Source organism: Bradyrhizobium monzae, from assembly GCF_021458635.1.
Classification (GTDB): domain Bacteria; phylum Pseudomonadota; class Alphaproteobacteria; order Rhizobiales; family Xanthobacteraceae; genus Bradyrhizobium.
The window spans coordinates 21281-32993 of record NZ_JAIRDQ010000022.1; the positions used below are offsets into that span (position 1 = coordinate 21281).

Consider the following 11713-nt stretch of genomic DNA (forward strand, 5'->3'; position numbering starts at 1 on the left):
GGAGGCAAAACGCTTCGGTTCTGAATGAGGAGGAAGCCGTTATCATCTTCAGCCTCCATCTTGTCCGCCGTCTGCGTTTGGTTGAAGCCGCCGATGTCGGAAACCTGACAAGGCAAATCATCGGTTCACGGGGCCTAACTTGTACTAGCACTTGGTTCACATCTTAGGCAGCGCACAGAAACATATTCCGCGGGCGGCATGCCGCTTGCTGGAATGGAGCAAAGAACCGCCATTGCCAGCGTGGTGGCAGCGGCCCCATCTCAGGAGTCTGCAATGACGCTTGCCCGGTTTTGCCTCATTAGTTCCATTCCGATGCTTCTGGTGGTTGGAAATCCGGAAGCTGCGAACATCACCCTGGCGCTCGCCACGGATGCGCCGATGCAGACCAAAGAGATTGGAACGGCACTAACGAAGAGCCGGCACGAGACGATCGTGTGCTGTGGCGCGAGCGAAGAGTCTTTCAGGCAGATCACACAAACCATCTCATTTCAGGAATTTCTTTCAGCTAATCGCTTCTGTCTTTGCAAACTTATTGAGAACGATCTTGCGGATTCCGACGGCTGCCTCACAGAAGCGCCCAGTTGCTTCGTACCGTGGAGCTCGAGTGCAGATTTTGTGGGTGGTGCGAAGACGCTGAAGAACCCCGGTTTGACAAAACCATGTACCTGCAACCCGGCCGCACCGTGTCCTGAGCCAACTCCACCGAGAGAGATCAAAGCGCTCGTCGTTCGTGAAGCGATGCAACAAGCGCGGGTCGAGAAGACGAACACGCAATCCAATCAATTTACCGCGACTGCCAATTCGAGCCGACATACGTCGCGCTTTCGGAGCTTACGGATGGCGGAGCCGGCGCTTGCTGGTTGGGACCGCAGGAGTCTCCTGATCCTCTCCGCCAGCACGCCGCTTTTGGCGAAAGGGTAGACCCGCCCTCGTCGATCTTCTCAAAGGATCGGAAACCCACGCAGGCATCGCGCGCCGCGGTTCCGTGCGGCAATCGTAAAGTTGACACGCATGGAAGGCCTTTCAGAGATCTGGGTGTCGGTCAGACTAACAATCGAGCTCGCGAGTATCACGACCGTGATCCTCTTGATACTTGGTACGCCGCTCGCGTGGTGGCTAGCGCGTTCGAAGAGCATGTGGGGCGAGGCTGTGGCGACGATCATCATACTGCCACCAATGCTGCCGCAACCGGTGCTCGGCTTCTATCTGCTGGCCTTGCTCGGCCCGACTGGCCCGGGCGGCCTGCTCGCCTCTCTCTGGGGCGAGCGCACGCTTGCGTTCACCTTCGCAGGGCTCGTTATCGGATCGGTATTGAGCGCGCTGCCTGTTGTCGTGCAGCCTATCTGCAACGCCTTCACTACCATGGGCGACCGACCGCTGGAAGTTGCGGCCACTCTGCGCGCCTCTCCGTCATATGCCTTCCTTACGGTCGCACTACCTTTGGCACGACCGGCTTTTCTTACCGCCGCCGTGCTTGGCTTTGCGCATACAGTCGCCGCATTCGGGGTCGTGCTGATGATTGGCGGCAGCATTCCTGGCCGTACCAAAGTACTGTCCGCCTTTCTCTTCGAATATATCAAAGCATCGCGCTGGCACGAGGCAAGCTTGGTTGCCGGCGGCATGTTGATGTTCGCCTTTGCCGTCATCCTGATCTTGACCTTAATCGATAAATACCTCGGACGGAGGAGCACGTGAGGACAGCCACACCGGGCCGGATCGAAGTCGCGTTCAGCGAGAAGCGCGCTCGCTTCCCGCTGAATACGCAGTTCAGCGTACCGGCCAAATGCGTGGCAGGGATTTTCGGGGCGCCAGGTTGCGGCAAGACCACGGTGGCGCGCTGCATTGCGGGGCTCGAGCGTTTGTCGACCGGCTTTTGCGCCATCGATGGCGAAGTGTGGCAGGACGAGACGACGTTCCGCGCGCCGCATCTTCGTCCGATCGGCTATGTCCTTAAGGAGCCGTGTCTCTTTCCGCATTTGTCGGTCAGGCGCAACTTGCTTTACGCCGCGCCCAAACCCAATCCGAGGCCGATTGCGCTTGATGAGGTGGCCGAATTGCTCGCCATAACGTCGTTGCTCGACCGCTCGCCAGCGCATCTCTCCGCCGGCGAGCGGCAGCGCGTCGCCATCGGCCGCGCGCTATTGTCGCAGCCCAGAGTGCTGCTGATGGACGAGCCGCTTGCCACCCTGGATCGCCGCGCCAAGCGTGAGATTTTGCCGTGTCTAAAATGCCTGAATGAAAAGCTCGCCGTGCCGATGATCTACATCAGCCATGACATGGCCGAAATCGAATACCTCGCCGATCACCTCGTGATGATGGGCGTGGCACGATCACCGCGACCGGGCCGTTACATATCTTGCAGAGCGATCCAGCTCTGCCCCTTGCAGCGAGCCACGAAGCCGCCGTCAGCCTTGATGCCGTGGTCGGCGGCTATGACGGGCGCTATGGGCTGCTTATCCTCCGCCTCAAAGGGGCGCGGCTGTTGGTCCCGGCGCCGCCGCTTGCACCTGGCGTGCACCAGCGGCTGCGCATCGCAGCCAGCGACGTCAGCATCACGCGCGAAGCGGCGCGCTCAAGCACCGTCCTCAATGTATTTCCGGCGCGGATTAAGGCTTGTTTTCCGCTCGGCGCGTCCGAGATCACTCTGGTGCTTGCGCTCGGCACCGGCGGGTCAGGCGCGGATATTTTGGCGCGTATCACGCGTTACTCGTTTGATACGCTGGGGCTCAAGGACGGAATGGACGTATTCGCCCAGCTCAAGCATGTCTCGCTGGCCTCGACCTCTGAAGCGCCATCGCAAGCCCCTGAGGCCTCCCCGTCAGCAGGAGATTCCGAACAAGCAAGCGTCGCTGCTTGAAATCAGCCAATAAGGAAATCAAGATCTTGATGGCAACCTCACGTGGCCCACCGATTCCCGTCGACGCAATCCTCGACCGTCTGGAACATGGCCTCGATTGCGCACTCACGGACTTAGCTCAGACTCTCGCGCGATCGATCGGTGTCGATATCCCCCTAATCGGCCCAACTCTCCCAGAGAAGGCGCAATGCGATGGGCACGTCCCCTCCTCAAGAGCAAACCCGATCGAGTCTCATCTATAATCCCGAAGCTTTACCTGCGACCGTCGGCGGACGTCTCCGGTCGCCTTACCTGGAGCGGTCAAGCTAACCTGCTTACGGATCAGCACTCAACGCTGCTCCGTCAAGTTGCACATTCGACCAACGCGATGCAAGCTGGATGCTGCTTCAAAGGCACGCCGAAGCGCGTCGCATCACGATCACTTTCCCAGTGCGCTCGACTCCGGCGTACGCGGCATACCATCGAGGCGGCTTCTAGTCGCGTTGGCCAATCGACCAACGCGAATGGCTGGACGGGCTGAGGCTCCGGAAGTTTCATGAAGGAGGATGGATCATCGAGCAGCTTTTAGATGATCGAAGGGGCCTGACGTACACGTCAACTGAACTGACGGTTCACACCGGGGCTCTCCTCCCGATCCGCGGGTCTAGCAACGGCAGAGGTCCGGCTTCAGCCAACACGAAGGTTTTCAGCCGACATCTTGCCGGAGCGGCCGGGGAGAAGCTCGTAGCTCACGCGCGCGCCCTCGGCTAAAGTCGTGTGCCCGGCCTTTTGAACCGCCGATATGTGAACGAAGACGTCAGCGCTGCCGTCATCAGCCCTGATGAATCCGTACCCCTTTTCAGGATTGAACCACTTCACAAAGCCTATCGCCACTTTCACAATCTCCAACAGTGCTCAGACTCGAGCTTTCATGAGCGCAGACGGCCGCCGCCGTGACCGGGGGCTGAGCGCCGAGCGCCCTACCATGTCTCCGCTTCGTCTCGCCTAGTGCAAGCTTTGAGCCAGACTTGTGATTTCCACTGGTCGCGTCCCCAACAGCCAGACCGGAGGACAGCGGGCCAACCGTGTTCTGTGCGGGCGAGGCCGTTCTGCAATGCCCACTCGGATTGAGGCCAGCATTTTAGCTGCTCCGAGGCCCTCGACCACCGCGGCGACTATCGACGCACTGAGCCACATCTGGGCCCCGTCGCCCGCCTAATACGCATTGCGGGCACAGCGCTGTCGGATCCCATCGGCTCCTGCTGCGCCTGCGGACCAAGAGTTCGCGAACATATCAGACTGGTCATGCACGCACCTCGATCCCGGGACTTCATCGTCGAACTGGAAATGCGAGGGTCTCACAACTCATACATATTTACGTTTCACCGAGATCGATTCAGGTCGTCGACGTCGCCCTGAGGTTCTGGAAGACAGAATGACCAGCGCGGCAATTCGCGGGTTCGCAAGATCTGGATCGTTCTCAAAAAAAAGGGTTATAGCTGGCGGACCCGCAAGATTCTTGCGGCTAATCACCCGGTCATTCCGCTTAAAGGTACGCCGGTGAGCACGGCGACGAGAACAGCAACGCCATAGTCGTTGGCGTCATAGCGCTTCCGCATCCAATCTCGTTTCCCAACAGTGCTCCACAATCGCCGGCGCGAGCGCCGGTAGCGATCGAGCGTAGCCGCTCCGCGGCAGCAGGTTCTACTCCGTTACGGCCAAGTCTTTGTTGCGACACCGAACATAGTGAGTAGCGGGTCGGACACATCGTTGATAGCCGAACGATGGCCAATGTGATCTCAGCGTCGATCGGCCTAGTACCGCACATGCGCTGCCGTTCGTTCGTGGTGGAACTCGCGGACTGTCGCGGGCCATAAAGGGTGATTTACCCGCATCAACCGAGCTGTCCTCGATCGCTCGTCCCCTCAAGAACTTGCCGCATCTCGACAGGATCCGCCGTCAACGGCTGGGTCAATGCGTCATTCACTGCCGTTCTCTGGGGGCACAGTTTGGGCAAACAACCTAGCGGCAGATCGAGCGCCCGTTGCCCGAAGCGTCAATCGCCAGCCCCGCGAGGCGCCGGAGCGTGCCATTCTAGCCTCGGCTGCTCACCAGCGTTTTATGAGAAGCGCATGCGCGCGAGCCTGACAGGACGGCAACGATTGGGGTCACTTCGGTGCTGCCTTAAGTTCCGACATGCCTGTCATCACCGACAGCGACGCTCATGTGATCGATGGCGCTCTGGATGTCGTCGCCAGCTTCGCGGGGGGAATGCGTTGCATCGTTCTTACTAGACTGGGTCCCCGCGAAGGAGGACGACCTGCCTTCGAGCGTATTCTCGTCTTCGCAGGGAGCCCGACTTCGCACCTGGACCGTTTCGAGTGACCGAATGAGTTCGCGGACTCTTTCCTTCCTGGCCTTGATCATCTGTTCTCCTGATTCCTATGTTGATAGCGCTCACTGCGCGGCATCGGGTTTGGGCTGGGGCATGGGCAGGCTCATTCGGATCCCGGCCAAGGGCATTGCCCCAGCGAGAACGATGAATGAGATACAATGCGCCGTCATCCCAGTGGACTCGATGTGTATCGCTTACCGTCAATAGCAAAAGGTATGCCCATTGGTCTGAGCTTAGCCGGTCGCACTTCATGTTCCCACAGGAACGGAATCATCCCCTCCGGTATGCTCTGGTTTCCGCCCTGAGACTCGGGACGAAAGGCCCATCGAGAATTCGCCTGCTTGTCATTTGCAGGCCGAGTAGACAAGGATGGCACTGCTTCATTCAACTGCGCAACTTGCGGGGTTGCAGCCCAAACCCCAGATGCCCAGCGTCGAGAGACCTCGATCGCGCCGAGGATTATTTGCGGTCACAACTCCCTGCCCTGGGCTGCAACTCGAGCCGTAGTGCTTGCTGTGGACAAGCTCCGGACCTTGCTTGCAGCCTCATTCTGTTTCGAGCCGGAGACATCATCGCCGGCTTGCTCACGGATCGGGGCGTCGCGCCTGTCCTAATGGTCGCGTGATGTCGACGGAGCTTGCGATGGATCTTCGTTCTCCAGCTCTCCTGGTCCAGGAGAGTTTGGATTCAGGAGCCACAGTCTTTGATGTCGCAGCGTGGCTTGAACTCGTCAATTAGGACAAAGCGAATGTTGGATCAGCGACAATGAACCCGCGGGATCTCATGGCACATCGCTTGCTTCGCTGATGACGCGAGATCACTGGGTTTCGCCCGAAGTACACAGTGGGGATAAAATGCTTGGAATTGGAAGTAAGTTGCCGTCGTTCCAAATCACCGGGGTAAAGCCCGGCTTTCAGCTGCACGAAGAGAACGGACAGAGCGCCTTCGAGACGCTGACTGAAAAGAGCTTTCCCGGGAAATGGAAAATCATCTTCTTTTACCCGAAGGATTTCACCTTTGTCTGCCCGACCGAGATCGCCGAGTTCGCCCGCCTGTCCAAGGATTTCGCCGACCGCGATGCGGTCGTGCTGGGCGGATCGACTGACAACGAGTTCTGCAAGCTTGCCTGGCGGCGCGAGCACAAGGACCTGCACCATCTGCCGATTTGGCAGTTTGCCGACACGGACGGCGCGCTGGTCGATGGATTGGGCGGCCGCTCGGCCGATGGCGTGGCCCACCGCACGACCTTCATTGTCGATCCTGAGAATACAATCCAGCATGTCTATGCCACCAATCCCAATGTCGGCCGCAGCCCGAAGGACACGCTACGCGTCCTGGATGCTCTGCAAACTGACGAGCTCTGCCCCTGCAACCGCCAAGTCGGCGGGGAGACACTGAAAGTCGCTTGAGGGGATATGTCGATCGAGCAGTTGAAAGACCGGATTCCGGATTTCGCCAAGGACGTCAGGCTCAACCTGGCGTCGATGATGGCGAACGAAACACTGTCACCGCAGAGCAAATATGGGCTGTTGCTGGCGAGCGCGATCGCGACCCGCAATCCGGTCGTGACGGCCGCAATGGAAACCGCCGCAGGCGTGGTGATGACGCCAGCGGCGGTCGAGGCGGCGAAATCCGCAGCATCCGTCATGGCGATGAACAACGTCTACTACCGCTTCGTTCATCTCGCCTCAAACCCGGAATACAAGACAATGCCCGCTCGGCTGCGGATGAATTGGCTTGGAAATCCGCGCGTGGACAGAACCGATTTTGAGTTGTGGGCACTGGCAGTCAGCGCGATCAACGGGTGCGGTGCCTGCATGGACGCCCATGAAAAGGCGCTGCGGCAGGCCGGCGTCGACTCTGATGCAATTCAAACGGCCGTGCGCTTTGCCGCGATCGTGCAGTCAGTTGCGGTTGCGATCGAGGCGGCCGGAGGTCGTACGGGCCAGGTGCGATTGCCAAGCGCGGATTGATCGTGACCGGGCGCGCGTTCTTAAGCTGCGCGGTCATGGGGCCGCCGCCACGAAGTCGAGACGCGGTTGGGCCACCCTGCCCTCACCGCAAAGGTAGGCGTGCAGAGCCGTCACGCATTCATTCGCGTTCATGTTGTCACGCTTGTGAAGCGGAACGATCGTGAGATCGGCAAGCTGATAGAGCGGCGTGCGCTCGTGCATCAGTTGCGTGATCTCGTCCTGCCGGTTCTCGGTTTGCTACAGCGGGCGGGTGCTGTCGCCACCGAGTCGTTTCCTGATCTCGCCTTCGCCGGTATTGAGCCAGATCGAGACCGCGTTCTCGCCGATGCACCGCCGCGTCTCCTCACGCATGAACACACCGCCACCGGTTGCGATCACCGCGGGCCCTTGTTCGAGCGACTGCCTGATCTCACTCAACTCAAGATTCCTGAAATCCTGCTCACCTTTGGTTGCGAAAATGTCCGATATCGACATGTCGAGCGCAGCCTCGATTTTCTTGTCGGAGTCGATGAACGGCAGCCCCCGCTGGTTCGCCAGCCGCGGGCCGATCGTGGATTTGCCGGCACCCGCCATACCGACAAGCACGATCGCTCGCGCGCCCAATGCGCCAACAATCTCTGTTGCGCTCGGAGAAACCGCCGTGCGTCTCGGCGGGGCCGCTTGCAACCGACGGGTCTGGTTGGCGCCAACTGCACCGTCCGCGTCGGCTTCCCAGTGAGGGATTTCCATGGCCCCGTCGGGGATGACAACCTTGTTGCAGGCCTGTCGCACGCGCGCCAGGAGTTGCTCGGCGATGGACAGATCCAGGGGCTCTCCGTTCCCCGGCTGCAGCTCCTGCAGTTTCTGCAGCTGCTTATACGTGTCGTGATTGTCGACCTTGGCCTTGTAGCTGTCTGCTGTGTGGAACTCGACTTCGAAGCGGTAGCCGCCCGGCGTGGCGAGCACGGTCTTGATGCCGACGATGGTCGGCGAGCGCGTCCTGAACCAGTTGGTCGTGCTGACCTCGGCGCAGCCGCGCTCGTCGAAGGCCAGAATGGCTTTCTTGAAGGCACGGGCAAAATCCTTGTCAACGAGTTCGAAGACGTGACGCACAGCGTTGCTGATCAGCGCCGGCTTCAGACGGGGCGCTCATGCCGGTGAGCTGGTCTATCATGGAGAGCTCCGACCTTAAGCGGCGATCGAAATGGGGCATATTCACCGGGTTGCCAGCGTTCTTCAGCGTTTCGGCAACCGAGCGGGCAGTTGCGGTGATGTCCTTCTCTTCGGCTCGGGCGCGGGAAGCCTCCATTTTGGCGCGCTCTGAGGCCTGCTCGCGCGTCAATGTGATTGTCGTGGCATCATCGGCAGCAAGCCCGCGGCCCGAGGGTTTGGGCAGAATGCCCTTCTCTGCAGCAAGTTCGATCGAGGCGTGCATGACTGAAGCCGCCAGCGTCGGATTGTCCTTGAGATCCTCCAATGTCGCATCGACATCGAACCGCCCCTGGTTGAGGGTAGCCGCCACGCTCTTGGTGTAAGGCACCGATTTCAACCCCGGTGTCTGTTGCAGCAGATGCTGAAGGTGCCCGCTCTTGATCAGGAAGATCTGGGCGCCGGTGTCCGATTTATAGGCGTCAGTTCCGACCTTGATGCCGAGGCTCAGGAGATTGTTTGCACTTTGCACGAGGTCGTGCGGTTCGTAACCATCCGGTCGCGGGTCGATGCGCGCAGGGTAGCGGTCGACGAGAAGCTGGACCCGCTCGCGATGCTCGGCCGCAGCCGGATAGGTCTCCGCCAGCTCCGGGAACAGCTCGCGGAGTGGTGGGCTCATTGCGAGCTGTGCCGCGCTCCCGCTGGCGGCTGCTTCGGACGGGACTTGTTCGGGCGGGACTTGCGCGTCCGGCCTCGCAGCCCACGCCTCGAGCTCGGCGACGAGCAGATCGGCCACCTCGCACGCGACCGCATGCTCTGCCAGCTCGACCTCTCGCCGCGCCTTCTCGAGGCTGTCTTGGATATCCTGGCCACTCACCTGTTCCTGCTCCAGCAGGCCTCGGATGTCTCGCCTGAGCTCATGGTGAATGCCTTCGTATGTACCGAAGATGGCACGCTCGGCAAACCAGTGTCGGGCTTCATGGGATTGAGCCAGGAAGTCTCGCTGCAGGCCGGTATAGGTTTCCAGAACATTGCGCGTGGCGGCGAGGATCTGGCTGGCGCGACCGAACTTGTAGCGGCCGTCCTCAATCGCCGGGGTATGCGACTTTGGCGGCTTGAGCGAGCGCAATCCGCGAGCCTGCTCCGCTTTGTCGAACTGCCGAACATGTTCGTAAAGCTGCGGCCGGTCGCCGATGATGACAAGGCTGTCCCCGTCGAAGTCTCCGTCAAGCTTTCTTCTGTTCACCAGGCGGCACGGCAACCACTGAGCCTGCGGCGAACACCTCGGGCGCCTGCAGGATGCCGACGCAGTCGAGCTGCGCGTCCGCCTGCACGCGGTCCTTGCCTTTCGTCCAGCTCGAATGGCACTTGACGTCCTCGGCAGACATCACCAACCCGCGTTCGGCGAACTCGGTCGGCCAGATCTCATCCGGCACCACGATCAGAAGGCCTTTGGCAAAGAACGTCGGAGCGCCGGCTGCCAGTTCCTTGTTCGATTTCTGGGCGACGTTGAAGCTGTATTGTATGGTCACGCACTGATCGAGGAACGCCGCAGTCGGGTCCCCGACAGCGGCCGACTTGACTTGCTGGGCCGCGAACGGACGGAGGTTGGGCTTGTCATAAGGGGATCGCCCGATCAGCACACCACCACCGCTGAGCGTCGCGCTCTTGAGCGTCGGCACATGGAGGCAGCCATCGGCGGACGGGACGGCGACCGCGCCCGGACCGTTGATGTTTGCGGCCGTCACGATGCGAAACAGCTCCTCGGGCGTTAGCTCGTGCCCTTCTCGGCTCTCAAGCCAGGCCTCCGCCTTCGCTCGCGCCTCATCCGCCACCTGCGCGCTGGGCGGATAATGATGCAGCGCCGAAACGGGTAGGGATGATTTTCTTCCCTCACCAAAGGCAGCCACGGGACCTTCCTGCTCGCTGGCGCGGCGAACGGCGGGCATAAGCTTGGCCAGCGAGGCCTTGATGAAGCCGCAGCCGTCATGCGGTCGCAAGGCGATCGGACCATCCGGTCCCGTCAGCTTGAACGGATGTTCCTCGTTGCCAGGGCGGTCGGGCAGCAGCGCCAATTTGAAGGCGCCTTCCAGCGCGTAATCGTGAGGCGATAGGCCTTTGATCGCCGGTGGCGCGGCAAAGCCCCTGCGCTGAGTGTAATAATAGGCTTCCTTGAAAGGAGCCCAGGCGCGCGACAGCTGCTCGAAGGCTGTGCCCGGCGCGGTGTCGGCATACGGAATGGCCAGCAGCTTCCCGCCGGACGCTTTTGCTGGCTCGTCTGGAGTACGGGCGGCCATCTGCGATATAGTCAAACGCGGCGGTTTTAGCTTGCTGCCGCCGAACAGGTCCATGCGGTGCGGCACACCATCGACGCTCACCGTACGCGCCAGCAAGAAGGCGCTCGGGGGCTGCTGGCAGTTGCACCGCGACCACGGGCAATGCCCCCGAGGTCAGGCGATGAAAAATGGAGTACCGTTTCTCGGGCTCGGTGGCGACCGGCCGCCCCTGCATGTCCACCACCGGCAACTGCATCAGTCCCGCCTCGCCTTCCGGAGATCTTGGCGCGTGGTCCATGGTGCGCAAGACCTGATGGACGTCGAAGACCGACGCAGGATGTTGCGCCTGGATCGCCGCCGCATCCTGCTCTATGAACAAGTCCAGCGCATCCACTGGATTGTCCGCCCCGATCTGCGCGATCAGATTCCAGCTCATGCTGGACAGATCGCCCTGAATCAACTCGCGTGCGCTGGCCAGGATCTCCCGGGTCCCATACTCCAGCTGTTGCTGCCTGATCTTTAAATCGGGCTTGTTGCCCTCGACATACGGTCGCCTGAACAATTGTTTCAGGACGGCACGGGCCTTGAGCGTCTGATAGATCGATAAAGCGGGGCAGCGCGTCGCAAGCGGGCCACGGGTCCGCTCGGCGTCGCTTGCGTTCAGATGCGCCTCGATCTTGTGCTCGACCACCCCTTGGAGATCGTTGAGCAGGTTGAGCGCCTGTCTGCGGCGCCGGCGCAGCGGCTTCTGTGGGCTGCGCGCCAGCGGCACCAGAGCAGCGCACAGATTACCTATGGTTTCGAGATTGTTTTGGATAGCAAAATCATGAGCTTGACGCAATTCCGCAAGCCGATTCAAGCCTGTCGGAGCGAGCAAACCGAGATCATCAACCAGCCCCGCCTTACCCAGCGCCTTGAAAATCGTTGTGATGCTGAGAACACCGGCCTGCTCCAGCCGATCATTGTCATAGTGCAGGTAATGGGCGAGCTTGTGCAACCGATCCTTCGGCAGAGCGGCGTCCGTAATCTCCCCACTGTCCTCTGCCTCCATGATACTCCGCGCCAGAGCATTGGCGAGCATGCTCAGCTGAGGCGTGCTGAAGGC

Annotated in this window: 9 protein-coding genes and 2 pseudogenes; 5 read left to right on the forward strand and 6 right to left on the reverse strand. The window is 60.6% G+C overall.

The window, feature by feature from the left end:
- Positions 1–273: 273 nt before the first annotated feature.
- From K3F49_RS38575 to modC, 3 genes and pseudogenes are all read left to right on the forward strand, one after another.
- Positions 274–921, forward strand: a complete 648-nt coding sequence (locus K3F49_RS38575; protein ID WP_234686074.1) for a type 2 periplasmic-binding domain-containing protein — start codon at positions 274–276, stop codon at positions 919–921.
- A 90-nt stretch (positions 922–1011) separates the two neighbouring features.
- Complete coding sequence (locus tag K3F49_RS38580; RefSeq protein WP_234686075.1) at positions 1012–1695, forward strand: molybdate ABC transporter permease subunit; 684 nt, start codon at positions 1012–1014, stop codon at positions 1693–1695.
- Positions 1692–2857, forward strand: a pseudogene (gene modC, locus K3F49_RS38585) (molybdenum ABC transporter ATP-binding protein). Before K3F49_RS38580 ends, modC begins: the two are co-directional and overlap by 4 nt.
- A gap of 666 nt (positions 2858–3523) precedes the next feature.
- Here the strand turns inward: modC and K3F49_RS38590 are convergent.
- Positions 3524–3730: a cold-shock protein gene (locus tag K3F49_RS38590; RefSeq protein WP_234686083.1), complete on the reverse strand. Its 207-nt coding sequence runs from the start codon at positions 3728–3730 to the stop codon at positions 3524–3526.
- 2355 nt (positions 3731–6085) lie between these two features.
- On the opposite strand from K3F49_RS38590, the gene K3F49_RS38595 reads away from it, so the two are divergent.
- Both K3F49_RS38595 and K3F49_RS38600 read left to right on the forward strand, forming a co-directional pair.
- Complete coding sequence (locus K3F49_RS38595) at positions 6086–6640, forward strand: peroxiredoxin (protein WP_234686084.1); 555 nt, start codon at positions 6086–6088, stop codon at positions 6638–6640.
- Between the two features lie 6 nt (positions 6641–6646).
- Positions 6647–7204 (forward strand): carboxymuconolactone decarboxylase family protein, encoded by a 558-nt coding sequence (locus tag K3F49_RS38600; protein WP_234686076.1) that lies wholly within the window; start codon positions 6647–6649, stop codon positions 7202–7204.
- Between the two features lie 33 nt (positions 7205–7237).
- Here K3F49_RS38600 and K3F49_RS38605 read toward each other — a convergent pair whose 3' ends face one another.
- The 5 genes and pseudogenes from K3F49_RS38605 to K3F49_RS38625 form a co-directional block, all read right to left on the reverse strand.
- Complete coding sequence (locus K3F49_RS38605; protein WP_234686077.1) at positions 7238–7405, reverse strand: nucleoside/nucleotide kinase family protein; 168 nt, start codon at positions 7403–7405, stop codon at positions 7238–7240.
- A 36-nt stretch (positions 7406–7441) separates the two neighbouring features.
- Positions 7442–8296, reverse strand: coding sequence for a shikimate kinase (locus K3F49_RS39590; RefSeq protein ID WP_234686078.1), 855 nt, complete (start codon positions 8294–8296; stop codon positions 7442–7444).
- Positions 8271–9578, reverse strand: a complete 1308-nt coding sequence (locus tag K3F49_RS38615; RefSeq protein ID WP_234686079.1) for a hypothetical protein — start codon at positions 9576–9578, stop codon at positions 8271–8273. The genes K3F49_RS39590 and K3F49_RS38615 overlap by 26 nt, the downstream gene beginning before the upstream one ends.
- Complete coding sequence (locus K3F49_RS38620) at positions 9559–10407, reverse strand: hypothetical protein (protein ID WP_234686080.1); 849 nt, start codon at positions 10405–10407, stop codon at positions 9559–9561. The genes K3F49_RS38615 and K3F49_RS38620 overlap by 20 nt, the downstream gene beginning before the upstream one ends.
- A pseudogene (locus tag K3F49_RS38625) lies at positions 10319–11713 on the reverse strand (hypothetical protein); the annotation flags it as partial. The pseudogene K3F49_RS38625 and the gene K3F49_RS38620, both read right to left, overlap by 89 nt.